Consider the following 26,004-nt stretch of genomic DNA (forward strand, 5'->3'; position numbering starts at 1 on the left):
TATCATTAAATTAACACATATTTATAAAAAGTGACATTTTATATCTGTAATTACATTTTTGTAAAACAAATATTAAAAAAGAACCTTTTCTTAAGGTTCTAAAAATTAGTTTGTTGTAGTAGTGCTTGGATTGTTAGTTGAAGTTTCTGCTTCTTTGTTAGAATTATCATTATTTTTATCTTTTTGAATATTTTGAGTTGTAGGAACAGCTGGATTTACAGAATGATCTCTTTGCACTTTTTGAACAATTAGTCAAACAGAAGCACCTAAAAATACAGCAGATGCAAATCCTAAGAAAATTCCTCAAAGTCATCTGTTATTTCTTCCTTGTCTTGTTTTAGCTTTTCTACTTTCTTTTGATTTTTTTTGAGATTTTTCTTGTTTTACTTCTTTTTCTTCTAACGTCATTTCTTTTTTCATATTACCTCATTAATTTAAATATATAAAATTATAACATTTTTATTATTTATTTTTATTTTTTTCTGTTTTTTATAGATAAAATTAACCACTACAAAAGAAAAAATCTCAAAATTTTGCCTTTTTTTTGTTCAAAACATAAAAAAATGAAAAATTTTTAAGTGCATTTATATAATATAATCGAAATAAATTTAAATTTATTCATAAAAACAAGGAGGAAAAATGTCAAGATATTTTACTATCAATGTTTCATGTGCATCATGTAAATCAAATATTGATAAACAGTTTCAACAATATCCTGAAATTAAATATTCACTTAATTTAATGGATAAAATGTTAAAAGTAGATGCAGATGATGAACTTTATCCAGATGAATTAATTATAAAATTAGCAAAACAGGCTGGATATGATGCTGAACCATATTAAAAAATTTTGATCAAAATTTTTAAGATGAATTTGAACTCCATTTAATAATATGGTGATTCAAATTATCATTTTTATACCTTTTTTCTTAGTTATTTTAACTAATATAATTGGTGCAATTAACAATAAACACGAAATTATTTATAATAATCAACAAAATTGAGTTTTTATAGTTTTAGGGATTCTTGCAACCTTTATAGTTTTTGTAGTTTCTGTAGAATACTTCAAAAACTATGTAAGACTATTTAAAGGTGTAATGAATATGAACCTTTTAATTGCAATCGGGGTTCATATATCTTATTTTTACTCATTAATAATGACTTTATATACTTTATTTTCTAAAGATGGTGGATACTACAAAATAGAAATGTATTTTTGAGAGGTTCCTTCTGCTTTACTTCTTTTTGTGTCCATTGGACACTATTTAGAAAATAAATTAATGAGGAAATCAAGTATAGGAATTAAAGAATTATTAAAATTACAAAATCGCTATTCAATGCTTGTTTTAGAAGATGGAACAACTAAAAAAGTATCAACAAGTACTTTAAAAGTAGGTGATGTCATCATTTTACCAAAAGGGCAAAACGTGCCTATTGATGGAATAATTTTAGAAAATACTTCTGAGTTAGATATGGCAGCAATTAATGGCGAACCTTTACCAAAAACCGTGCAACCAGGGGATTTTGTGGTTTCTGGTGCTATCAATTTAACTGCTTCACTAAAAATTCAAGTGCAAAAAACAGCAAGAGAATCTACTCTTGCTAAAATCATTGACAAGCTTGAAAATATAGTTGATTCAACTTCAAAAATACAGAGATTAGCCGATGTAATAGTTAAATATTTTATTCCTGTTATTTTATCAATTGCTCTTATAAGTTTTCTTACTTGAACAATTTCTTTATATCTAATTGATTCCAAGTATTGACCTTCTTATTTAGAAAAAGATCTACAACCAATTTATTATGGAATAAAAATTGGTGTAACTGTTGTTGTTATAGCTTGTCCTTGTGCTTTTGGAATAGCGGCTCCTGCTGCTATTTATTCTGCAAGCGGACTTGCAACAAAAAACAAAATTCTCTTTTCTTCTGCTGATGTTTATGAAAAACTTAAAAAAGCAAAATACCTAATTTTTGACAAAACAGGAACATTAACAAAAGGAAAACCTGAAATTGTTAAAATTTTTGGAGATAGTAGCTTTGAAACAATTGCTCAAAGTTTAGCTAGTAAATCTCACCACCCTTTATCTCAAGTTATAACTAATTATAAAAAATTTAATCCTGTTTCTATTTCTGACGAAAAAGAAATTCCAGGATATGGAGTAATAGGTGAATTTGAACAAAACAAATACGAACTTGGTTCATATAAAAAAATGTTAGAAAAAGGTTTTATTAATGAAGTAAAAATTAATTCTTTTGAAGCATATAGTTATGTTGCTCTTTCAAAAGACAACAAAATAGTTTTTGTTTATGCTCTTGGCGATCAAGTCAAGCAAGATGCTAAAAAAATAATTGAAAAATTTCATAAACTTGGATTAGAAGTTGTTATTGCTTCTGGAGATAACAAAGAAGTGGTTAAACAAATTGCAAATGAGTTGAATATAAAGGAATTTTACGGGCAATTGCAACCAGAAGACAAACTTAAACTAATAAGTAAATACAAAGAAAAAGGCGAAACTATCTTTGTAGGAGATGGACTAAATGACATTTTAGCTATTAAACAAGCAGATCTAGGGATTGCTTTTGCAAGTGGTTCGGATTTGGTAAATAGTACAGCAGATATTTCATTAATGACTAATGAATTATATGCTGTTTATCAAGCAATTTATTTAGCTAAAAAAACATTAATGGTTATCAAAATGAATTTTATCTGAGCTTTCTTATTTAATTCACTTGCAATTCCTTTAGCTATTAGTGGATTAATTTTTCCTTGAATAGCTGCTCTTATAATGATTCTTTCCAATATTTTGCTTTTAGTAAATACACTATATTTTAAAAAACATACATCTAAAAAACTCAAAACTATTGTTGAATAATTTATATTTGGATAAAAATTGTAAATAAACAATAATTTAAAAACAAAAAAATGAATTTTTTCTATTTTTTTTATATAATTTAAAAATAATAGAATATCGATGACGAAGACACGTTCAAAGAGTTAAAGCACTAGAGAATTGACGGTTGGTGCAAGTCAATCTGGATCCTTTGAATATCACTTCCGAGACCTAACAAGGCGTTTGGTTCACGAAACGAACAAAAAAGAGAATCTGATTCAAGGTGGTACGTTAGTCCTTGAATGCAGATTTTTATTTTATTTAAAAAGGAGTAGTTATGGAAAAACAATATAAAGATACTTTAAATATGCCTCAAACAGATTTTGAAATGAAGGCAAATTTAGTTGAAAAAGAAGAAAAATACAGACAATTCTGACTTGAAAAAGAAATTTATCAACAAGTTTTAAAGAAAAATAAAGGTAAACCACAATATGTTTTACACGATGGTCCACCTTATGCAAATGGAAACATCCATTTAGGACATGCTCTAAATAAAATTATTAAAGATATTATAGTTAGATACAAAAGTATGAGTGGTTTTTACTCACCTTTTGTAAATGGTTGAGATACTCATGGTCTACCTATTGAATTAAAAATGCTGCAAAATTTGAATAAAAATCAAAAAGATTTTTCAATTTTAGAACTTAGAAAAGAATCGAAAAAATATGCTTTAGAACAAATTGAAAATCAAAAAAATCAAATGCGAAAATTACAAATGCTTAGTGATTTTAAAGAAATTTATATAACATTAAAACCCGAATTTGAAGCCAAACAACTAGAATTACTTAAAAAAATGGCTTTAGATGGTTTATTAAGAAAAGGATTAAAACCAGTATATTGATCACCTTCAAGTCAAACAGCTTTAGCTGAAGCTGAAGTAGAATATGCAGAACACAGATCACCTTCAATTTATGTTAGTTATCTTGTTACAAAGGGAAATTCCTTTATAAAAGAAAATGATAATCTAGTTATTTGAACAACAACTCCTTGAACTTTAATTGCAAACTCAGGTGTTGCTATTGGTCAAGATTTTGATTATTCAAGAGTTCAAGTACAAGAAAAAATTTATATAATAGCAACTGAATTGGTTGAAAAGCTTGCTGTAGAGTTTAAATGAGAATCATACAAAATTCTTGAAACTGTAAAAGGGAAAGAATTATATGGAATAGAATACAGAAGACCTATAAAAAGAAATTTAAGTGGTAAAGTAGTGTTTGGACACCACGTGGAAATCACAGCAGGTACTGGTCTTGTTCATATGGCTCCTTTATTTGGTGAAGATGACTTTTTAATTGGTAAAAAAGAAAATCTAGATATGATAATGCACGTTGCTGACGATGGAACTCTAAACAAAGAAGCAGGACAATATCAAGGAATGTTCTATGAAGACGCTAATAAAGAAATAGGAATGTTTTTAGAATCAAAAGGTGAATTATTAAAATTACAATTTATAAAACACTCATATCCACATGATTGAAGAACTAAAAAACCTATTATATTTAGAGGAACACCACAATGATTTGTTTCAATTGATAAATTTAAAAATAAAATTTTAGAAGCTATTGATGAAGTTAAATTCTTCAATGAATGAGGTAAAAAACGTTTATCAAAAATGATTGAAAATCGTGCTGAATGAACAATTTCCAGACAAAGAACTTGAGGAGTTCCAATCACAATTTTCTATGATAAAAACAGAGAACCTGTGATTAACGAAGAAATTTTTGACTATGTAATTAATTTAGTCAAACAAAACGGAAGCGATGTTTGATATGAAAAAGAAGTTGATGATCTTTTACCTGAAAAATATAGAAATTTAGGTTGAACAAAAGAAAAAGATATTATGGATGTTTGATTTGATTCTGGTTCTACTTCTATAGGAGTAGAAATAGAAGGAACAACAAAACCTTTTGATTTATACTTTGAAGGTTCAGATCAATATCGTGGTTGATTTAACTCTTCTTTAATTAACTCAGTAGTTTATAGAGGAACTGCTCCATATAAAGAATTACTTTCACACGGATTTATTGTTGATGAAAAAGGTCAAAAAATGTCTAAATCTCTTGGTAATGGAGTTGAACCAATTGACTTAATTAACAAGCATGGAGCTGATGTTTTAAGACTTTGAGTTTCTAATAGTGAATATTCTGATGATATTTCTTATTCAACTAAAATTTTTGAACAAAACATCGAAATATACAGAAAAATAAGAAATACAATTAGGTTTTTACTTGGAAATATTAATGATTTTGATTATGCAAAAATAGATGATATTCAACTTGAAGGAATACATAAATTTATTGCTAATAAAATTAATAAGTTAAATAATGAAATTATTAAACACTATAGCGACTTTAGATTCTTGTTGGTTGTAAAAGAAATAAATAATTTCATTATTGATTTTTCTGGATTTTATCTTTCTATAACTAAAGATAGTTTATATGCAGATAAAAAAAATTCGCCAGAAAGATTAATGATTCAAAAAAACCTTTACAACTTAACTCAATTACTTTTAATTTCTTTAGCTCCTATTTTACCAACAACAACCGAAGAAGCTTATTCTTTCTTTAAAAAAGAAAATAAACAAATTTCAATTCACTTAGAAGACTTTTTAAAAGAGAAAAAAATTGATGAACAAATAGATCAAGAGTGAAAAGAGTTCTTTACACTTAAAGATGAAATATATAAATTAATTGAAGAACAAATTAAAAATGGAGCTATCAAAAGACAAAATGAAGCTAAAGTTTATATAAAAACAGACAGTGAATTTATTAAAAAACTTAACTTAGTTAAACTCTTAATGGTTGGTACAGTGGAATTTGCAAATGAAACTAAAGTTACTGCTTTTGATTCATTAAAATGTCAAAGATGTTGAAATCACTTTGAAATGACTCAAATTAAAGATGACATATGTTTAAGATGTTTTGAGGTTTTAAAAGATGGACAAAATTAACATTTTTTTCAAGAATTGAAAAACAAAAATTTTGAGTTTTAATAAAAAAAGATTAATAATTAATGCACTTATTACTTTTGGTGTTTTATTAGTTTTAACACTAATTGATCAATTAACTAAAAATCTTATTTTTGAACATCAATATTTTCAAGAAAGAGCTGAATGAATTGATGGAAAAACCCTTTATAATTATGGTTTTATTGGTTTTAGACCTTTATTACATAGAGGTGTAACTTCAGGATTAAATAAATATTTAGGTTTTACGTTAATCCATATTTTCAGTTTATTAATTGTTATTGTTGTTCCTTATTTTATGGTTTTTTCTAAAAAATATTACACATTAGTATTTTTAGGATTTTTATGAGCAGGAACTTTTGGAAATATGCTTGACCGTTTTATAAATCAAAATGGAGTTAAAGATATTTTATTCTTACCATGACACGATAACGGAACATTCAACTTTGCTGATACCTTTATCGTAATTGGTTCCATAGGTTCAACTATAATTTTACTTTACACAAGCTTAATTGAACCTTACTTTAACAAGAAAAAAAATATTAATAATAAAAATGATTTTACAAACAATAGTAATAGTGGAGAAAACCAAACTTTAGATTCAAACAAATCAGAAGAAAAAGAAAACCCAGAAAACTAATCTGGGTTTTTTATTATATTAAAATCTCAATTCGTCCATTCTAATATCAATATATCATTATCACTTGTTTTGTTTTTATTATAAAATTCTTGAAAATATTCATTAGATACAAAAAATATGTTACCTTTATAAATATTATTTATTGTTTTAAAATTAAATCTTATTTTTAAATTGGGTATAACTTCATAATCTATATAGTCATCTTCTTTCATTTTATTTATTTTATTAGCAGGGAGTTCAAAATCCCATTCTCTCTGCTTTATTAACTTATTAAAAAGTATAAAATTCTTATCACCATTAAAAGAAAACTTTATTTCTCTATTTAGTAATTTATTTTGTTCAATTAAATCTTCTAATGATTTTGAAAATTTAATTACAAAATTACGAGATTTAGGAGTAAATAATTTAAATATTGAAGGAACAAGTCAAAAACCTTGCTCTGTTTGATTCACTTTTATTCTTTCTAAAGATTGTTGTTTCATAATAAAATTATATTAAATTTCTAAGAAAATTATATATTCCTTCTTCATCGTTACTATTCGTGGTAAAGGTTGATTTTTCCTTTATTTCTTCTTTTGATTGCCCCATTGCTACTGAAAATTTAGCTACTTCAAACATAGAAACATCATTGTCTTGGTCTCCAAAAACCAAGGTTTTTTCTAAATCTATTTTTTCTATTTTAGAAAGGATTTCCAATGCTTTTCCTTTTGAAGAATTTTCAGGCATTATATCAATGACTTTTTCTTGAGAGTTAATTAAATAAATATTGGTTACTTTTTCTATTTCTTTTTTGAAGTTAGTTATATTGTTAGGTTCAGAATCTGATTTAATAATTAAAAATTTTATAATGCTGTGATTTTGAATATTAAAATAGTTTTCTTTTAAATTGTTGTATTGTGAAAAAACGATATCAAACCTATATTTTTCTTCTTTAGAATCAACTGTATTTTTTAATCAGTTAAATCATTCCGGGAACTCTTTTTTACTGTAAAAACCAAAAATTTTCTTTGTTGTGTAAATTAAAAAAGTTATATTATTTTTAATTAAAATACCAAAAATTTCTTTTGTTTTTTCTTTATTAATAGGATTTTCAAAAATAACTTTGTCTTTTTTAAAATCATAAATTAAAGAACCGTTACAACTAACAATGGGGAAATCAGAATTTATTTTATAGTATTCTTCTTTTGCAAAATAATATGGTCTTCCTGTTATTATTGATGCTTTTATTCCTTTATTTTGTCTTAATTTTTCAATAATTTCTATACTTTTGTTAGTTATTTTCTTTTGTGAATTTAAAAGAGTTCCATCTAAATCAAAAAATATGTTTTCGATTTTTAACTTACTTATTTTGTCCATAATATGCGTTTGGACCGTGTTTTCTTGAATGGTGCTTTAATTGTAAGGTTTTATTAGCTTCTTTTTTATGTGGATCAATAATTAAAGTATTAATTGCCATTTTAGCAATTTCTTCAAGAGTTAAAGCTAAATCTACTGCTTTTTTTGGACTATCCATTGATCAAACAAAAGGTCCGTGTTCTTTTACTAAAGTCGCTTCTGTTGAAGCAAAATCAATTTTATTTTTTCTAAAATGTTCAATAATAACTAAACCTGTATTATGTTCATATGCTCCATTAATTTCGTCATCTGACAATTCTCTAGTACAAGGAACTGCTCCAAAAAAATTATCTGCATGTGTGGTTCCAAAACAAGGAATTTCTTTTCCTGCTTGAGCAAAACCAACAGCAAATGGTGAGTGGGTATGAACAATTCCTTTTATATTTTTATCTTCTTTATATAAAAGTGTATGTGTTGGAGTATCACTAGATGGTTTTAATTTAGAATCAATAACATTATTTTCCATATCAACAATAACCATATCATCTGGTGTCATTGTTTCATAACTAACTCCAGAAGGTTTTATTACCATATATTTTCTGTCTTTTGTGATTCCAGAAACATTTCCTCAAGTATGAATTGCGAGTTTGTACTTATATAGAAGCATATTAGCATCATAAACTTCTTTTTTTAATAATTCAATTTCTTCTTTATTCACCTTTTGCTCTCTTTCATTGTTTTTTATAAAATTCTAAAGCGCCTTTTATTTTATAAATGTTTTTTTCTTTTGATTCATCTGGAAAATTTTTTGATCACATTTCAATTAAAATAGGTACATTAAGGTCATTTCTTTTTATCTCTATTAATGATTTAGCAAAATTAACAGTTCCTTTCCCTCATCCTACTTCTTTAAATTTAGTAGGTAAAGTGTCTTTAAAGTGGAAAGCTACTATTTTTTCTCTTCCTAAAAATATTTCATTTTCTATATCTTTTGTAAATTGATTTAAATTACCTAAATCAGGATAAATATAGAAATTAGGTTCATTTATTTCTTTTAAAAAAGATAAACATTTAGAAATAGTTCCTGCAAAAGGAGTATCCATTGTTTCAAAAGCAAGAGTTATGCTGTATTTTTGTGCTAATTTAGCACATTTTTTCATTCCTTCAATAAACATTTTTTTAGTTTTAGAATTTGAAGTTTCATAATATACATCATAAGCTGCAATTTGAATAATTCTAATTCCTAGTTTTTTTGCAAGTATTATTGCTTTTTCCATTATTTCAAAAGCTTTTTCTCTGGTTTCTTTATTTTGTGAACCAAAAGGGAATCTTCTGTGTGCACTTAAACACATGGAATTAAAATAAAAGTCTTTTTCAATTAATAATTTTCTTAAATCATTAATTTTTTGGTTATCCCATTCTAATCTTTCAAGTCTAAAATCAGATTCATCAACGCTAAATTCGATAAAGTCAAAACCAGCTGCTTTAGCTATATCTATTTTGTCGCTTCAATCAAATTTATTGTTAATTGCTTTTTCATATATTCCTACAAATCTTTTTTTAGTTTCAGTATTTTTTAAACTCATCTTTAAATTCCTTTGCAGCAAGTTCTGGGTTTTCTGCATCTCTAATAGATCTACCTGCTATAAAAATAAATACAGGAATATCTTTAAATAATTTAATATCTTCCACAGTAACTCCACCAGTAACTGTTACCTTAAATCCCATTGATGCTAATTTAGCAACTGTATCAATATCTTTTTGTCCTCAATTTACACCAGAAGCTTGTGCATCTCTTGAACGGTGTCAAACAATTTGTGGAACTAAAGATTTTTTTCAATTTTCAACTTGTTCTCAAGTGAAATTTGTTGTCATTTCGATTTGTAATTCTTTATTTTTCCCATATGTTTGTGAAAGTTTTACTAATTCATCCATTGTTGCATTTTCTGCAGCACAAATTGCAGTAACATAGTCTGCTCCACTTTCAAAAAACATTTTTGCAAAAACTTTCCCTGCATCTGCAATTTTTCCATCTGCAACTATTATTTTGTCAGGAAAAGCTTTTCTTAATTCACTAATTGCTTTTTTCCCTTCAGAAGCAAGTAAAATAGTTCCTACTTCTATAACATCAATATACTTTTCTGCTTTTTTTGCTGATTTAATAGCATCTTCAATTGTTAAATTATCAAGAGCTATTTGTAATAATGGTAATGCCATTTTTCTCCTTTTATTGTAAATATTTTTGAAAATCAGTTTTTGAAATAATTTCTAAAACTTCTTCTTTTGTCTGTGCGTTCATTATTGCTTTTAAATTGTTTTCATCTTCAAAAACAGCAACTATTTGTGGTAATGCTTCAGAAGTGTGTACTTCTGCACTTGTTGCTGCTAAAGCAATTAAAACTCTAACTGGTCTTGAATCGTTTTCAAAATAAACTGGTTCTTTTAAAGTAACTAATGAAAAACTGTTTTCATTAACTCCAGCATCGCTTTGTGCGTGTGGCATTGCTAAGTTATCTGCAATAATATAATAAGGACCGTGTTTTTGTGTGCTTTCAATAACAGCTTCATAGTATTTTTTCTCAACCATTTTTTTATCAATTAATGGTTTTATTGATAAATACACTGCTTCTTTTCAGTCTTTTGCACTTAAATTTAAATTAATTGTTTCGTTTTCTTTTAAAATATTTAATAGGTTTATTTTTGCCATTATTGAATCTCCAAGGCGGATTTAATAGCTTCTCTTATTTCGTTTTCATCCATTAAATTAGTTACACCTACAATTTTTGCTTTTTGATCGTGATTAAACATACTTGATAGGTGTTTTGATGAAATAATGATATCAACTGAATTAGTCATTCCTACTGATTGTCCCATAGATAAAGCATCTACGGTTGCATCGATTCCTAATTCTTTTGTAATTTTTTGTACTTTTAATTTTATAATCATACTGGTTCCCATTCCGTTACCACATGCTGCTATAATTTTTAAAGTTTTATTATTCATTTTTGCCTCTTTTCTTTTAAAAAAAGGTTAGCATAAACTAACCTTTCAGAATTAGTTTGTCACTAATGCTGGTTTTAATTTTAGAACTTTTTGTAATATTGTTGGTTTTGTTTGTGAACCGTTATCTACTATCATTCCCATAACAACCATAGCAATTATTGCTATAGAAACTAAAATTCAAGCAACAACAATATGATATGAAGAAATTCAAATTAATAACCCAAAGAATAAGTTTCAATCTGCCATTCCAATATATCCAGTTGCTACTGGAGAGATATGTGTTCCAAATCCATTTGAAATTGCTCTTGTTGCGAAGGAAATAATTATTATTTCTAAGAAACCAATTAGTCCAGGAAGGATTAAAGCCGCTTTTCAACCACCACTTGCATTTGCGTATACTCCCAATGAACCTGAGTTAAAGAATAATGTAATAAATAATGGAATTGCAACAAAAACAACTGATTGTCCTGGAATAGCTGCTAATCCAATAACAATTGCTACTCCTAAAAATTGTCCAATTACTCCGGATAAAAAACCAAATGTTACAGAGTTGATTGAGAATCCATAAACAGCTGCAACATCAACCGCAACAACTGCTCCTGGAATTATTTTTTCACTAATTCCGTGGAATGATTGTTGTAACTCTGTTATAAACATTCTAACCCCTGTAATAATTGCTAATAATGAAGCAACTATTTTTAGAGATCCACCAAAGATATTTAATACAAAGTTAGCTCCACCAAATGAACTATTTCATATTGCATAATCTTTTGTAAATTTAATTAAATCATTTTCAATAACTTTTGTATGATCTACAGCAATTAAAATAACAAATAATGTTGTAAATAATACTAAAATAATTATTGTTTGTGTAAAGATGTTATCTTCAAATATTTTTAAATATGAAGGTAATTTTTTATTTTCTGCTGAATCATTTTTGTTTCCAAAAAATCTTCCTAGTTTGTATGTAGTAGCAATTGCTCACATTTGTTGGTGTCCAACAGCAAATCCAGCATTTTGTGTTACTACATTTGTTCCTTTTACAGTTGAAGTTGAAGCAGTAGCTCAATAAACACCAAGGAAAATCCCTGACATAATTATTAATCCAACTTGTTCTCCAACTGTGATTGTTCCATCAAAAATTCTAAAGTCTCTAAATAAGATTGCATAGAAAATTGCTGTAACAACGGCTGCTTGTTGTAACATAACGTGCCCTGTAATCATTAAACTATTTGTGTTAGTTCATTTTTTAAGAGCAACCATAATAATATTTACAACAAAACCTAAAATAAATGCAAATGAGATTAAAGATGCATAGTTTGAAGTAAAGTCTTTTCCTGAGAAAAATGCTTGCTGACTAGCAAGTGAGAAGTAAGGGTCTAAAGGAACGATTCCTACTGAATTTCCACCAATGTGACTTACTCCGTTAAATACAGGTTTTGCTAAACCAACAAGTGTTCCAGAACCTATTTGTAATAAAATAAATCCTATAACTGTTTTTAGAAAACCTATAAAGGATTCTCTAATACCCCTACCAATTACTAGATAACCAACAAAAGTTAGAGAACCTAATAATAAGGCAGGAAGTTTAAAGAAGTTATCTAAATATACTTTGTTTAATAAGAAGAAGAAAGCATCTAATCATGCTTGTCCACTTCATGCATTTGTGTGATTTGCGGCTTTTACTAATAAAGTAGTTAAAATAATTATTAAGTTAATTACTGCAAAAACAACTCAACCTACTATTAAACCTGTTTTTTTCTTTTTGTTTAATTTTTCGATCATTTTTTTACTTTCTTTTATTTTTATTATTTAACTTTTAAAGCTTTTTTAAGTTCTAATACCCGTGGATTAACTTTTGAAACATCATATGTTCTTTTTTCATCAAAAGTTAAAATTTCTCTTGGGTTATTTACAAGAATATCTTGAATTGCTTCATCACTAACACCTACTTGTTTTAATAGTGGGATGAATCTATCAAATAGATATCCTAAACCAAATGTTTGTTTACCTTTTTCAATTCCATAATGTCTTTGATATAGAATTCTTCCTGCATCAAGAGCCATAGTAATGTGTTTTTGGTATCCTTTATCAACTAAATATTTAATGTTTTCTGCAAGAGTTGCATCTGTGTAGTATTTAACTCTGTCAGGTCCATCAAAACATAAAGTAACTCCCAATTCTTTGATTATTTTTTCATAGTAATATTTATCTGGGTTTTTATTTAAGTGTGATAATTGAATTTTTCTTGGGTTAGCACCAAAATCAATTAAGTGTTGTGCTGCTTCATAAGCCATTGTTCCTAATTGTGTATGTACTAAAATAGGAGCCCCTGTTTCAATACTGCTTCTTGCTGCAATTTCTAAAGATTTTAATTCTAGTCTATCAATTGCTGCATATCCAGTACCAGCTTTAATAATTCCAGCTTTAGATTTAGATCTTTTAACTACAGGTCCACTGTAATTCATTTCATCCATACCAACTTCAATTTCAGCTTTTACCATTTCAACAATATCATCAATTGGAGCTAGTGATAATCATGAAGCTCCTTTGTCATAAAAGGCTGCTTTATGAAATCCTGTAGCCATAATAATGTTTGCCTTGCCTTTTAATTTTTCAGCAATTTCTAACATTTTATATACATCACGTCCTACATTAGGCGGATCCATTGTTACCATGGTTTTTCCACCTTTAGCAACAAATTCATCCATTTCTTTTAATGATGCATCAACTGACATCATAACAAAATCAGGATGTTCATGTGCTTCTGGTCCATAATTTTTTATAAGGTGATCATGGCAATCTACCACTCCAAGTTCTTTTGGATCAATATCTCCAAGAACTGTTCTAGCAAATTTTTTCATTTTTCCTCCAATTCTTTGCAATCTTATTATATACTAATTTGTTCATATTTGTTCAAAAAAGTTCATAAAAGTTCAATCAGCAAGGCAAAAAGCGTAAAAACGCTTAAAATTTTCTATTTTTTGCTTCGTTTTTTTTTTTTTTTTGTTTCACTGTATAATGTTTTTATTGATATATAAATCTTGAAAGGAGAAAATAATGTCATTTGAAAAAGAACAAATTAGAAAAAATAATTTAACTTGTTTCATATTATCAATAGTAAATATAGTTTTAATGTTTTTAATAACATTTTCTTTCTTATTTTTTAATTTATGAGCACTAGCTTTCAAAGGTTTGTTTTTATTGGTAACTTCTGCTATTTATATTACTTATTTGGTGTTTTTAGTTTTATTAACATTAAAACTATCAGTTATATTTAATAACCCAAGTGCAGCAAAAGCTAAAACTGCTTGAATTCTTGCTGCAGTTATTCCCTTTGTTTGAATAGCTGCATTTATTCTAACAAACAGATGAATAGCAGAAATAGATTAAAAATATGTATAAACTTGAAAATTCCTAAAAATACAGTAAATTCCTTTATATTAGGAATTTTTATTTCCCTAAAATGTTTGCTATATCAACTTTTTTTTTTTTTTTTGCAAAAAGTAATAAAATTTAAATAAAAAGAAAGGAATTAAATGAATCAAATCAAACAAATTAAGCAATTAGGAAAATACTCTTTAATTGTCGACATAATTTCTTATGTTTTTATTTTTGTTGCCATAGTTTTAAGTTATCAAATTAACTCTATTATTGGAGTTTCTAAACCAAAAAGCTTTGAAGCTGAAGTAGCAAACTATAAAACAAGAGATTTAATAGTGTTATTCACATTTATAATAGCTGGAATTATAGGATTTGTTGCTGTAATTTTTAAAATAATGGCAAGTGCACTAATATCTAACTTAAATAATACAAAATTAGCCGATGCTAAATTGTATTATGTATTATCTATTTTCTTTGGAATTATCTTTACTTTTATGGGTTATAAAAGACTTGAAGCATTCAAGTATGAAGAACCAATAGAACAGGAAGAAAGACTAAATATTAGAAATTTTTCACAAAAATATGACTCAAATTCTGCTCCTTATGCAAATAGTAATCCAAGATACGGAATAATAAGAGATCAAGAAGAAGATGTGCAAGAATATGAGAAAAATTATCAAATTCAAAATTTAAAAAAGACAAGTAGATTAACTTTAATTTTTGATATTGTTAATGCTGTTTTAATTTTTATTGCAATAATTACTATTGTTATCTCTTTAATCACTGCAGCTTCTGATGTTGCGAGTGGTTCTTATAACTATAATCCAAATTACGGTAGAAACGATAGTGATTTTGTAAGACATATAACAAAATTAGCAGGTGGAGTTATTTTTGCAATAGTTTTATTCGTTATTAGTGGAATACTTTCAATTTTAGTTTTTGTTTTAAAAATAATTACCGCTGTAAAGCTTTCTCATTTCAAAACACATAAATTAAGAACTGCACAAATATTTTTTATCTTATCTATCTTCTTTGGAATTATTTTTACAATAGTTGGTTTTGTTTATGTAAATAATTACAATGAACCAGTATTAGAAGATTAGTTTTCAAAATCGTAAATTAACTTGTTTATTTTAAATATGAACAAGTTTTTTAATTAAATGTTTTAAAATACAGGAATTTACTGTGTTTTAGAAAAAGGAGAAAAATGCATATTGAATATAAAAAAATTAAAACTCAATGTTTTTCAGTTGTTATATTGGATGTTATAAATGCTTTTCTGTTAATTGATTTAGCTGTTATTTATTGGATATTACACAACTCAAAATGAGCTGTAGAAATATTTTGACTTATTTATCTACTCTTAATAGGTCCTGCAACTACATTACCATTACTTTACTATAAAATTAAAGCAATAATATTGTTTTTTCCTTATAAAGAAAAAGAATTAATGATATCAAAATTATTTTTCTTAATATCTATCTTCTTAGGATTGATATTTTCTAGTATTGCTGTTCATTATTTTAGAAAGTCCAAAGAAATTAAATTAGAATACGGAATTGAAATTATGTAAAGAAAAATATAAAATAAATATAAAAAGAAACTCAATTTCCTGTATTTTTGTCCTATAAAACTAAAATTTATATAAAAGTTGTTTGCTATATCAACTTTTTTTTTTTTTGCAAAAAGTAATAAAATTGAAGTAAAAAGAAAGGAATTAAATGAATCAAATCAAACAAATAAAGCAATTAGGAAATAATACTTTAATTATAGATATAATTGGTTTTTCTTTAATTTTTATAGCAATTATTCTAAATCTTTTGCTTTCTAATATTTTGGAAACAAGTTATTGACAACCATATAGAGAAATAAACTATCCGTCTTATTTAAAGACAAAGAATTTAATTATATTTACATTATTTATAATAGATACAATAATTTTTCTCATATCTATTATTTTTAAAATAATGATCATTTCAGAAATATCAAATTTAGGCAGTGAAAATTAGCAGATGCAAAATTGTATTATGTATTATCAGTCTTCTTTGGAGTAATATTAACTTTAATAGCTTACAACAAGCTTGACAATTTTCAATACCAGGAAGAACAAAAAACAGAAGAAAAAATAAATTTGGAAACTTTTGAAGCATATGGTAAAAGTTTAGAACTTTCTAATATAAAAAGAATAAATAAATTCATTTTAAATTTTGAAATAGTTAATGCAATTTTAATCTTTATTGCAACTTTGATTGTTGTTATCTCTGTTGCTAATACTATTTTAAACGCAAGTAATGATAATCATAATTATTATAATCCATACGGATACAACTCATTTGAAACACATAAATTGGATTTAACAAAATTAGCAGGCGGAGTTATTTTTGCTATAGTATTGTTTGCTATTAGTGGAGCGTTTTCAATTATAATATTTGTTTTTAAAATAATTATTTGTGTAAAGCTTTCCCATTTCCAAGAACATAAATTAAAAACAGCACAATTATTTTATATATTATCTTTCTTCTTTGGAATTATTTTTACAATTATTGGATTTGTGCATATAAAAAATTATTATAAAGTAAATAACCAAAAAGAAACTTTAGCTTAAAAAAATTAACTTGTTTGTATTTAATATAAACAAGTTTTTTGTTTCTTTTTTTAAAAAAATAAGAAGTATTTTTTGAAAAAAAGCTCACAATTCCTGTATTTTTGCCTTAAAAACACAAAATTTTGCAAAAAGTTGTTTGCTATATCAACTTTTTTTTTTGGGAAAAGTAATAAAATTAAAACAATAAGAAAGGAACAAAATGAGTGAAATCAAGGAAATAAAACAATTTGGAAAGACAACTTTAATTATGGATATAATTAGTTTTGTTTTAGTTTGAATAACAACAGGTATTCTCATAAATTTTCAAATAAACTACATTTTTGAAGCTCTTGTTAACAAAAATGAAGAATTATTTGAAAATAGTTTAGACATAATAAAAGTGAGTTTTTTAAGTTTATTTACACTAATAAGTTTAATTGTAGGTTTAGTTGCTTTGGTTTTCAAAATAATGATAAGTAGAAGGATACCAAGTTTATATAGTAAAAAATTAGCAGATGCTAAGTTGTATTATGTACTATCAATCTTCTTTGGAATAATATTTACTTTCATGGGTTACAAAAAACTTGAATCTTTTGAATATCCACACGAAGTAGCACAAGAAGAAAAAATAAATATTCAAAAAATAAAGAAAGATTGTCAATGTATAAAATGTATAAAAGGTTATGAATATGGTTTTGAACTTTTTAAATTACAAAACGCAACCAGACTAACTTTAATATTTGAAATAATGTCTATTGTTGTTATTCAAATTATATCTATTACTATAGTTTTAATTATTAACAGTATTGTTTCTGATGCTAATAAAAATTCTTTATCTTATGATCCAACTTACTATTCATCTTTTGAACTGACTGCACAAAAAGCAAGAGCAGGTTTTGTTTTTGTGATAATATTATTCATTGTTTATATAGGACTTTGTATAACAACTTTTGTTTTCAAAATAATTTCTGCAACTAAACTTTCTAACTTTAAAGCAAGTCATCTAAAAACATCAAGAATATTTTTCATTATATCCATCTTTTTTGGACTCGTATTTACAGCATTAGCTTATAGATATGTGAAAAAACACAAAAAAGAATGATCAAAGACTAGTAACTATTAAATCATAAAAAACTTGTTTGTGTTTAGTATAAACAAGTTTTTTAAATCTAAATTAATATTAATTCACTAATATTTACTTTTTTATTAAATAAAAACAGTAAAATATAAATATAGGAGGAACTTATGAAAAACAATCTAGAAAAATTAAAAAATTTTAGCAAAACTGCTCTTATATTAGAAATTGTAACTTTTGCCTTATTTGTAATAAGTGTTATTATTCTTATAGCCGGTGGTGTTTTGGCTGTAAGTGCTTTTGGTTATTATTCACCATCTGAAGCGCTTCCAGACCAATCAGCAAGTATTGCTAGTTTTGGTGCTGCATTCATTTTAGCAATTTTGCTTATAGTAGTAGCATCTGGTACTGGACTTGCAGCCTTAGTTTTCAAAATTATTATTTGTGTTGAATTATCTAATTTTGAAATGAACAAAGTTCAAACAATTCTAATATTCTTTATACTATCAATATTCTTTGGACTATTGTTTACAATCTTAGGTTTTGTTTATGTCAAAAAACTTGAAGAGTAAACCATTATTATTAAAATAAAAAAAACTAGTTATTTATTTTTTATTAGAAAAGAGTAAAATTTAAATATACAAATTATAAAAGAAAGGATTTAAATGAATCGAATTCAAAAAGTAAAAAGAATAAGTAGAAATACTTTAATCATTGATGCTGTTGCTTGATTTTTCATTGCAGCGGGTATCATTCAAATATTTTCAGGTACTTCAGTATATGACTTATTTGACATTTCTACAATAGGAACTGTAAATAAAATAAATAGAATTTTTGCTTCACTTCTATTTGTAATAGCTACACTTATTGGAAATGCTGTCTTTATTTTTAAACTCATATTATGTGTAGAACTGTCTACTTTAAAATCTAAAAAATTAGAGAATGCTAAATTGTTTGCTATTTTATCTATATTTTTTGGTCTATTATTTACTTTTCTAACATTTAACAATATTGACAAACATGAAGAAGGAATAGAAGAACAAAAAGAAGAAGATATACAAGTAAATCAAGGAACTAATCAAATCATTACAAAAATCAAAAAAATGAGTAGAACTATTTTAATTTTAGATTTTATTTCTTTTGGTTTTTTAGTGTTTTCTAGTTTTAGTGTAGGAATGCTTATGATAGCTTCTTCTTTACATAACAGTATAGGAATAGTGATATCATTCATCTTGGTAGCTCTTCTCTATTTAACTTTTGTTGTTATTAGCATAACTTCATTTGTATTTAAATTAATAATATCAATAAGATTATCTAAATTTAAATATGAGAAATTCCAAACAGCAAAACTTTACTTTATTTTATCAATATTTTTCTCATTTATTTTCACCATTTTTGGATTTAAACGTGTTAAAGAATTAAAAGTAAATGTTATTGAAGAAAACAAAGAAAATCAGTAAATTTAAATTCCATAATTAATGGAGTTTTTTTATTTTTTTGTTTCCCAGTTTTAAGTATGAAAAAACCGTTTATGCCTGTTTTATGCGACAAAACGGTTTTTTCATACTTAAATTAATTACATTTTTCTTGCTAAATTTCTAATTTCTTTTTTTATAAATTACTAATCAAAATGTCCCTATTCAATAATAAAAAAATGATGTTTTAATTAAATCATCAGATTAAAGCATCAAAAATTTTAACTTCTATATATTCTTTTTTGCCTTTGTTTTCTTCTAAAATATAAAAACCAAGATGAACATATTTAAAAATACTTTTTCTTAATTTTTGTTTTTTATTTTCTTGTAATTCCATTAAATCTCATAAAAATTCTGCTTTTTTATTATTATTTGTATTTTTAAATAAAATGTATTTTTTCTCTTTTTTTGATTTTCTTATTATTTGTATTCTTTCTTTTTGAAAAAAAGCATTAATATTTTCAAAATGCATTACTGAATTTCTTAATCTTTTTAATATTGGAAAGAAAAAGTTGTTAAGGTTATATAAAAATGTTTTTAATTCTTTTTCATTGCTTATTTTGTCTACTTTATCTTTATCAAAAATTTCAAATAAAAATTCTTTTTTAATATTAAAAGTTATTTCTTCATCTTTTGATGATAAAATAGTTTTTATAATTTCAGTAATAGTTCCTAAAGTTAAAACATTAATAGCAAATCAAATATTGGCATTAAACGTCTCATTTTTTATCTCAAAAGAATTAAATTTTTTAAATTTTCATTGTTCAAAAGAAATTTCAGTTTCTTTATCTGATATTTTATAAAGTCATTCTATCCAATTTGTATTATTTTTAACCTTTTTACCTATAAAATAAGATACTTTTGTTTTTAATTCAAGTTCTATATCTCTAATTTTATTATATAAAAAAGTATACAATTTTTTCTCTTTTGCTCTATATTTAACCAAATAAGAGAAATTAATTTTTTTTGGATAAAGATGTTTAACTTTATTTCTTATTGTTTTTTTAATAAATTGTAATAAAAAATTAACATTTAATTCTTTTTTGTTCGTTATATTTAATTCATTCTTACTATTAAAATCTGTCAACCATTCTTTATTAAAAGAGAAAACGTTTGTATAATTTTCTTTTTTTAAAATTTCTATTGCTTTATTTTCTTCAATGTCAATTATTATATTTTTTTCTTTTTTTAACTTTTTCAATTGGTCTTTATAACTAAGAAATTTTTTACTCATAATAATATTTTATAATTTTTACAAAAATTTTTTAAATATTTTGGGAGATTGTGTTATAATAAATTTAATATAGGAAAACCGGCTTGTGCATACAAGATAATTAAACACTATTAGATAGTGTTTTTTTATTACTTTTATAATACTTATTTGCAATAATAAGTCAAACACAACAAAAGTATTAACGTTAATAAATACTTAATAGATATGCTAAAGGAAAATAGAAAGATAATTTTTCACCTATAACAATTATTAAAAGATTTTTTTATAAAATAGTTGTTCATAATTTATCAAAAAATAAAACTCTTTTTCTTTCCCAGTTTAAATAGTGAAAAAACCGTTTATGCCCATTTTATACGGTAAAACGTTTTTTGAATACTCCAATTAATTACATTTTACTTACTAAATTTTTACATTATTTTTTTATAAATTATCAATCAAAATGTCCCTCTTCTATAATAAAAAAATGATGTTGTAAGTAAAATGATTAAATTTATACAATTGATAATTTATGATATCATTCAATTAACATATAATTATAAAAAGTGACATTTTATATTGGTAATTGGGGTGACAAATTATTTCTGTTTTAATAAAAATCCTTAATAAAAGTTTGTAAAAAAAAGAAATTAGAATATAATTTTTATTATGGAACATAAGAGCGCCGCTAAAAAGAAATCTTACTTAAAATTTATAATTGAAAGTTACATTGAAACAGGGGAACCAATCGGTTCAGAATCACTAAAAGAAAAATATAAAATTAATGCTTCTTCTTCTTCAATAAGAAGCATAATGGCTGAACTTGAAAAAGATGGTTTTCTTGAAAAATCTCATGTTTCCAGTGGGAGAATTCCTACTTTAAAAGCATATGAATATTATGCTAAAAATTTAACTTCACAAACCGATGCAGATCTAGAGCAAAAACTAAACGATATTTTTGCTAAAAGAAGAATATCTATTGACAAAACACTTGAAGAAGCAGCAAAATTAATATCAGAATTTGTCGGTATTACCGTTATAACATCAGAACCCTTAGGATCTGAAAGATTAAGATCTATTCAATTCACTGCAATTGATAACTTTATGGGAGTTATTGTATTAGTAACTTCAACAGGAAAAGTAGAAAACAAAATAGTTTCTTTTTCAAATGAAGTAGAAAAAGAAGACATAAAAATAGCTATAAGGATTTTCAAAGAAAGATTAATTAATGTGGCGTTAAATGAAATCCAAAAAATTGTAGAAATTTTAGTTCCAATATTGGCTAAAGAAATAAAAAACTTAGATAATGTTTTAAAAACCTTTATGCAAAATATTTTTAATTTTAAAAATGAATTTGAATCAAAAATTTATAATAAAAATAATTTAATTTTATCTAGAGATATATCGAGAGAAAAATTAAGTGAAATTTTAGATTTAATAGAAAAAAAATCAATTTGAGAAACTATTGAAAATAAATTGGATGAAGAAAAAAACATAAAAATTCAAATTGAATCACAAGAAACTGTTTTTATTTCTAAAAAACTTGAAAACGAGAATATAAATAAAGAAATTAGTGTTGTAGCTCCAACTACAAGATTAGATTATTCTAAAGTTTTAGCAGCACTTAATCTATTGGAAAAATTTCTCAAAAAAGAAATATAACTTTATATTACTTTAAGGAGAGAAATGGAAAAAGATATTAAAAAACAACAAGAAAAAGTTGAATCAAAAGACAATAATACTGAAAACGTTAAACACAAAAGAACAAAAAGAAATTTTAGATATAAAAGAAATTACAATAATAAAAAAGATGACTCTGTTTCTGTACAAGAAAAAACCAAAATTAAAACCTCTCTTTTAGAATTAGAAATTGCTAAACTCAAACTAGAATTAGATAAAAATAACGAAGAATTAAAACAAAAAGCAATTGAACTTCAACAAAAAGCAAAAGAAGAAATTCAAAAACATAAAGATGAAACATCTTCTAAATATGAACTAGAACTAACTAATATAAAAAAATATGGAATTCAAAAATTCTTTGAATCATTCTTAATTCCATTAAAAAACTTTGAATTAGCAATTAAAGCAGGAGAAAAACAAGATAACTCTGCAGTTCAAAACTATGTTAAAGGTTTTTCAATGTTATTAAAACAAATTGAATTAATTTTTGCAGATTTTGGTATTACAAAAATTGAACCTTCTGTTGGTGAAAGTTATAATCCAGAAATCCACGAAGTTTTTGAACTTGAAAGTAACCAACAACTAAAAGATAAAATTATTAGTGTTAAAAGCAATGGTTATAAACTTTATGATAGAGTAATCAAACCTGCTTCAGTAGTAGTAGGTAAATAGAATGAATACAAAAGAACAAATTATTCAATCTTTAAAAGACGTTTTAAATGATTTAAAAATTGAAAAAAATATTATATTAACTGAATCCAAGGGATTTGGTGATTATTCAACAAACTTAGCAATGACTCTTAAATCAGATCTAAATAAAAATCCTTTAGAGATTGCTGATTTAATTGTTTCCAAAATAAACAAAGAAAAATATTCTATTTCTAAAATAGAAGTAGCAAAACCTGGATTTATTAATTTTTTCGTAAAAAATAATATTTATGTAGAAGAAGTAAATAATATTTTAAAATTAAATCAAAATTACGGAAAACAAAAAGAAAATCAATTTATTAACTTAGAATTTGTTTCTGTAAATCCTACTGGTTTTTTACACCTTGGGCACGCAAGGGGGGCTGCAATTGGTGCAACATTAGCTAATATTTTAGAATTTGCTGGTAACAAAGTTATAAAAGAATATTATATTAATGATGCTGGAAATCAAATTGATCTACTTGCTGAATCTGTTTTTGCAAGATACTTACAGCACTTTGGTAAAAAAGTAGAATTTAAAGAAGATTATTATAAAGGTAGTGATATAAAATGAGCTGCTCACGTAATCATAAAACACTATAAAGATAAATACGTAAATAGTTCTATTAATGATTTAGAAACCAGAGATTTTTTTAAGAGAGCATCAACTTCCATAATGCTCGGTCAAATTAAAAGGGATTTAAGTCTTTTTGGAATTAAGTTTGACAACTTTTTTAGTGAAAAAACTCTTTATAAAGATGGCAAAATCAAACTTGCTTTAGAGAAATTAAAAAACACTTATAAACATGATGGAGCGCTTTGATTAAAAACCACAAAATATGGAGATGATAAAGACAGAGTTCTTATCAAAAAAGACGGTTCTTTTACCTATTTTTTACCAGATATTGCATACCATAATGACAAATTAACAAGAAACGATGGCGTTACTAAATTAATTAATATTTGAGGTGCTGACCATATTGGTTATATAAAAAGAATGGAAATTGCAATCGATCAATTAGGATTTGATTCTCAAAAACAGTTAAAAGTTTTAACTTGTCAAATTGTTAGATTAATGAAAAATGGACAAGAATTAAAAATGTCCAAAAGAAAAGGAATTACCTTTACAGCAAGAGAATTGATTGAATTGGTTGGTAAAGATGCAGTAAGATTCTTTATGATTGATAGAACAGAAAATTCAGGATTAGACTTTGATGTTGAACTTGCATTAGAAAGTAGTCAAAAAAACCCTGTATTTATGATTCAATATGCCTATGCTAGAGCAAATCAATTAATTAGTAAAGCAAATAATAAAGAAGTATTAGCTTCAAGCTTTAATAATGAAAATGAAATTAAATTAGTTAATACTTTAAAAGATTTTCCAGATTTAATTAAAAAAATTAGCAGTAACTACAAAATTCACTTACTGCCCGAATATTTAATTAAATTAGCTAAAGACTTTAACTCTTTTTATTCAAATTCTAAAATTTTAAATTCTGATAATGAAGAGAGTTTATTAGCACTTTCTAAAGCTGTTAAGATTGTTCTAGAAACTGGACTAAAACTTATTGGTGTTTCTACCCCAGAAAGAATGTAATGGAAACTTTAAATAAACAAATATTTGAAGAAAAACGTTTAGATATTCTTAAATCCAAAAAACTACCAAATCTATTTAAAGATAGCTATGTTATTTTTGATTTAGAAGGTTGTGATGATGTTGGCACTCTACTTGAAATTGGTGCTATCAAAGTTAAAAACAACAAAATTATTGATACATTTTCCAAAATAATTAAACAACCACCTGATTTTGTAAATAATTTTATAAGTTGATACAATAATATTTCTAACCAAGAAATAAAGGAAAAAGGTGAAGATGCAATAAAGGTTTTAAACGAATTTAAAATTTTTATTGAGAATTTAAATCTTTATGCTTTTAATGGAATGCATTATGATTTCCGTACAATAAAAAAATCTTATAAATCTCGTGAATTAGAAAAATTTCCTAACAAAATGATAGATATTGGTTTTTACTTTCAATCATTTAATAAAGTTTTCTTTAATACAGATTCTTATTCTTTAAATTTTCTGTCAAATTTATTTTCAGTAGATAATCAAGGCATTCACAGAGCACTCAAAGATTGCATAATAACTTTTGAAGTTTATAATAAAACTCTAGTGTTTGAAGAGTTGATTAATGCAAAAGAAAGACTTGAAAATGCCATTGTAAACAATAGAGAAGATAAAGAATTAAAAGAATGAAAAAGAAAATATTTTTTAAATAAATGTATATTTGACTATAAACAATGTATAATTTGTGGTAAGAAATTAATACAAAAATACATCGGTTGAGGTTGTATTGACTATGTTTGAGATTATAAATTAAAGAAAAGTGTAGGAAAATGTAATTTTTTTATAAAAAATGCAAAATGAGAAAAAATAAAAAATAAGGAGCAAGAAATGGACACAATGATCAGTTTATCAGTAGAAGTTTTATCAACAAAAAGCTATATGCAATTTGAAGATATCTTTACTTTTGTAAAAAATAAACTTCAAAAAAAATGATTTGAAAAAGGTGAATTTACACACGAAGAAAAAGAATTGGTTTTACAAAAAAAACGTGGTGAATTATACAGATTATTAACTGTTACTAGTGATTTTGAAAGACTAAATGATGGTACTTGAAAATTAAAAAGTAATTAATATAAGTATATATCATTTTAAGAAAATGGTAGTGTAAGATATTTTGTGTAAATTTCTCTTGCTTACTTTTTAGTAAGAGATTTGAGAATAGCAAAACACAAATCTATTAAAATTATACAAAAAATCATAAATAGACAAAACAAAAACCAGGAATTTAATCCTGTTTTTGTAAGTCATTTATGATTTTTTAATTACTCATTATCAAATACTATTTTTAATTGATTTAAAATTTGCCCTCAATTTGAGGTAATTGTTTTTCACTTTTCAAGTTGATTCTGAATTGCAAAATAAACTATTTTCATAAGCGAATCTTCAGTAGGAAAGGAAGTTTTATTTTTAGAAATTTTTCTAATATTTCTATTAAGATTTTCAATTA

General features: G+C 25.1%; 28 protein-coding genes. 16 read left to right on the top strand and 12 right to left on the bottom strand.

Annotated features, from left to right (window positions below; genetic code table 4):
• Window positions 1-105: 105 nt before the first annotated feature.
• A complete protein-coding gene (locus ACXX88_RS02315) occupies window positions 106-420 on the bottom strand; it encodes a hypothetical protein (protein WP_458559477.1) in 315 nt (104 codons plus the stop codon).
• Window positions 421-639: 219 nt separating this feature from the next.
• On the opposite strand from ACXX88_RS02315, the gene ACXX88_RS02320 reads away from it, so the two are divergent.
• The 4 genes from ACXX88_RS02320 (at window position 640) to ACXX88_RS02335 (ending at window position 6,495) form a co-directional block, all read left to right on the top strand.
• Window positions 640-843, top strand: a complete 204-nt coding sequence (locus ACXX88_RS02320) for a heavy-metal-associated domain-containing protein (protein ID WP_436358708.1) — start codon at window positions 640-642, stop codon at window positions 841-843.
• The gene (locus ACXX88_RS02325) at window positions 824-2,872 is read left to right on the top strand and encodes a heavy metal translocating P-type ATPase (protein WP_458559478.1); all 2,049 of its coding nucleotides are present in this window, start codon (window positions 824-826) and stop codon (window positions 2,870-2,872) included. Before ACXX88_RS02320 ends, ACXX88_RS02325 begins: the two co-directional genes overlap by 20 nt.
• Before the next feature lie 295 nt (window positions 2,873-3,167).
• The gene (gene ileS, locus ACXX88_RS02330) at window positions 3,168-5,840 is read left to right on the top strand and encodes an isoleucine--tRNA ligase (RefSeq protein ID WP_458559479.1); all 2,673 of its coding nucleotides are present in this window, start codon (window positions 3,168-3,170) and stop codon (window positions 5,838-5,840) included.
• The gene (locus tag ACXX88_RS02335; protein ID WP_436358711.1) at window positions 5,827-6,495 is read left to right on the top strand and encodes a signal peptidase II; all 669 of its coding nucleotides are present in this window, start codon (window positions 5,827-5,829) and stop codon (window positions 6,493-6,495) included. The genes ileS and ACXX88_RS02335 overlap by 14 nt, the downstream gene beginning before the upstream one ends.
• On the opposite strand, the gene ACXX88_RS02340 is transcribed toward ACXX88_RS02335, so the two are convergent.
• The 9 genes from ACXX88_RS02340 to ACXX88_RS02380 are packed head-to-tail and all read right to left on the bottom strand — an operon-like array spanning window position 6,492 to window position 13,697.
• Window positions 6,492-6,977 (bottom strand): MPN499 family protein, encoded by a 486-nt coding sequence (locus ACXX88_RS02340; RefSeq protein WP_436358712.1) that lies wholly within the window; start codon window positions 6,975-6,977, stop codon window positions 6,492-6,494. The two genes, ACXX88_RS02335 and ACXX88_RS02340, sit on opposite strands and share 4 nt — an antisense overlap.
• 7 nt (window positions 6,978-6,984) lie before the next feature.
• Complete coding sequence (locus ACXX88_RS02345) at window positions 6,985-7,851, bottom strand: HAD family hydrolase (protein WP_436358713.1); 867 nt, start codon at window positions 7,849-7,851, stop codon at window positions 6,985-6,987.
• Window positions 7,835-8,548, bottom strand: coding sequence for an L-ribulose-5-phosphate 4-epimerase (locus tag ACXX88_RS02350; RefSeq protein ID WP_436358714.1), 714 nt, complete (start codon window positions 8,546-8,548; stop codon window positions 7,835-7,837). The genes ACXX88_RS02345 and ACXX88_RS02350 overlap by 17 nt, the downstream gene beginning before the upstream one ends.
• Window positions 8,541-9,416, bottom strand: a complete 876-nt coding sequence (locus ACXX88_RS02355) for an L-ribulose-5-phosphate 3-epimerase (protein ID WP_436358715.1) — start codon at window positions 9,414-9,416, stop codon at window positions 8,541-8,543. Before ACXX88_RS02355 ends, ACXX88_RS02350 begins: the two co-directional genes overlap by 8 nt.
• Window positions 9,391-10,047, bottom strand: a complete 657-nt coding sequence (locus ACXX88_RS02360; RefSeq protein ID WP_436358716.1) for a 3-keto-L-gulonate-6-phosphate decarboxylase UlaD — start codon at window positions 10,045-10,047, stop codon at window positions 9,391-9,393. The genes ACXX88_RS02355 and ACXX88_RS02360 overlap by 26 nt, the downstream gene beginning before the upstream one ends.
• A gap of 10 nt (window positions 10,048-10,057) precedes the next feature.
• Window positions 10,058-10,537, bottom strand: coding sequence for a PTS sugar transporter subunit IIA (locus ACXX88_RS02365; protein WP_436358717.1), 480 nt, complete (start codon window positions 10,535-10,537; stop codon window positions 10,058-10,060).
• Window positions 10,537-10,833, bottom strand: coding sequence for a PTS sugar transporter subunit IIB (locus ACXX88_RS02370; protein ID WP_436358718.1), 297 nt, complete (start codon window positions 10,831-10,833; stop codon window positions 10,537-10,539). Before ACXX88_RS02370 ends, ACXX88_RS02365 begins: the two co-directional genes overlap by 1 nt.
• A gap of 51 nt (window positions 10,834-10,884) precedes the next feature.
• A complete protein-coding gene (locus ACXX88_RS02375; protein WP_436358719.1) occupies window positions 10,885-12,618 on the bottom strand; it encodes a PTS ascorbate transporter subunit IIC in 1,734 nt (577 codons plus the stop codon).
• Between the two features lie 23 nt (window positions 12,619-12,641).
• Window positions 12,642-13,697 carry a phospho-furanose lactonase gene (locus tag ACXX88_RS02380; RefSeq protein ID WP_458557277.1) on the bottom strand — a complete coding sequence of 352 codons (1,056 nt, stop codon included), beginning with the start codon at window positions 13,695-13,697 and terminating at the stop codon, window positions 12,642-12,644.
• Window positions 13,698-13,893: 196 nt separating this feature from the next.
• On the opposite strand from ACXX88_RS02380, the gene ACXX88_RS02385 reads away from it, so the two are divergent.
• The 8 genes from ACXX88_RS02385 (at window position 13,894) to ACXX88_RS02420 (ending at window position 19,336) form a co-directional block, all read left to right on the top strand.
• Window positions 13,894-14,226 carry a hypothetical protein gene (locus ACXX88_RS02385; RefSeq protein ID WP_436358721.1) on the top strand — a complete coding sequence of 111 codons (333 nt, stop codon included), beginning with the start codon at window positions 13,894-13,896 and terminating at the stop codon, window positions 14,224-14,226.
• A gap of 146 nt (window positions 14,227-14,372) precedes the next feature.
• The gene (locus tag ACXX88_RS02390; RefSeq protein ID WP_436358722.1) at window positions 14,373-15,320 is read left to right on the top strand and encodes a hypothetical protein; all 948 of its coding nucleotides are present in this window, start codon (window positions 14,373-14,375) and stop codon (window positions 15,318-15,320) included.
• A 104-nt stretch (window positions 15,321-15,424) separates the two neighbouring features.
• Window positions 15,425-15,790: a hypothetical protein gene (locus ACXX88_RS02395; RefSeq protein ID WP_436358723.1), complete on the top strand. Its 366-nt coding sequence runs from the start codon at window positions 15,425-15,427 to the stop codon at window positions 15,788-15,790.
• A 148-nt stretch (window positions 15,791-15,938) separates the two neighbouring features.
• Window positions 15,939-16,226 (top strand): hypothetical protein, encoded by a 288-nt coding sequence (locus ACXX88_RS02400; RefSeq protein WP_458559480.1) that lies wholly within the window; start codon window positions 15,939-15,941, stop codon window positions 16,224-16,226.
• Window positions 16,227-16,237: 11 nt separating this feature from the next.
• Window positions 16,238-16,822, top strand: coding sequence for a hypothetical protein (locus ACXX88_RS02405; protein WP_458559481.1), 585 nt, complete (start codon window positions 16,238-16,240; stop codon window positions 16,820-16,822).
• Between the two features lie 199 nt (window positions 16,823-17,021).
• Window positions 17,022-17,924, top strand: a complete 903-nt coding sequence (locus tag ACXX88_RS02410; protein WP_458559482.1) for a hypothetical protein — start codon at window positions 17,022-17,024, stop codon at window positions 17,922-17,924.
• 122 nt (window positions 17,925-18,046) lie between these two features.
• Complete coding sequence (locus ACXX88_RS02415; RefSeq protein ID WP_458559483.1) at window positions 18,047-18,448, top strand: hypothetical protein; 402 nt, start codon at window positions 18,047-18,049, stop codon at window positions 18,446-18,448.
• A 93-nt stretch (window positions 18,449-18,541) separates the two neighbouring features.
• Complete coding sequence (locus ACXX88_RS02420; RefSeq protein ID WP_458559484.1) at window positions 18,542-19,336, top strand: hypothetical protein; 795 nt, start codon at window positions 18,542-18,544, stop codon at window positions 19,334-19,336.
• Window positions 19,337-19,538: 202 nt separating this feature from the next.
• Here ACXX88_RS02420 and ACXX88_RS02425 read toward each other — a convergent pair whose 3' ends face one another.
• Window positions 19,539-20,585, bottom strand: coding sequence for an Abi family protein (locus ACXX88_RS02425; protein WP_458559485.1), 1,047 nt, complete (start codon window positions 20,583-20,585; stop codon window positions 19,539-19,541).
• A 645-nt stretch (window positions 20,586-21,230) separates the two neighbouring features.
• Between ACXX88_RS02425 and hrcA the strand changes: the two genes are divergently transcribed.
• Genes hrcA through ACXX88_RS02445 form a run of 4 tightly spaced genes read left to right on the top strand, consistent with a single transcriptional unit; the run spans window position 21,231 to window position 25,628 of the window.
• Window positions 21,231-22,223 (top strand): heat-inducible transcriptional repressor HrcA, encoded by a 993-nt coding sequence (gene hrcA, locus ACXX88_RS02430; RefSeq protein WP_458559486.1) that lies wholly within the window; start codon window positions 21,231-21,233, stop codon window positions 22,221-22,223.
• 24 nt (window positions 22,224-22,247) lie between these two features.
• Window positions 22,248-22,913 (top strand): nucleotide exchange factor GrpE, encoded by a 666-nt coding sequence (locus ACXX88_RS02435; RefSeq protein ID WP_436358731.1) that lies wholly within the window; start codon window positions 22,248-22,250, stop codon window positions 22,911-22,913.
• A 1-nt stretch (window position 22,914) separates the two neighbouring features.
• A complete protein-coding gene (gene argS / locus ACXX88_RS02440) occupies window positions 22,915-24,525 on the top strand; it encodes an arginine--tRNA ligase (RefSeq protein ID WP_458559487.1) in 1,611 nt (536 codons plus the stop codon).
• Window positions 24,525-25,628: an exonuclease domain-containing protein gene (locus ACXX88_RS02445; protein WP_458559488.1), complete on the top strand. Its 1,104-nt coding sequence runs from the start codon at window positions 24,525-24,527 to the stop codon at window positions 25,626-25,628. The genes argS and ACXX88_RS02445 overlap by 1 nt, the downstream gene beginning before the upstream one ends.
• Before the next feature lie 191 nt (window positions 25,629-25,819).
• On the opposite strand, the gene ACXX88_RS02450 is transcribed toward ACXX88_RS02445, so the two are convergent.
• Window positions 25,820-26,004: transposase (locus ACXX88_RS02450; protein WP_458559489.1), on the bottom strand; the 185-nt coding region annotated here is incomplete at its 5' end.

Source organism: Mycoplasma sp. 5370 (genome assembly GCF_054343435.1).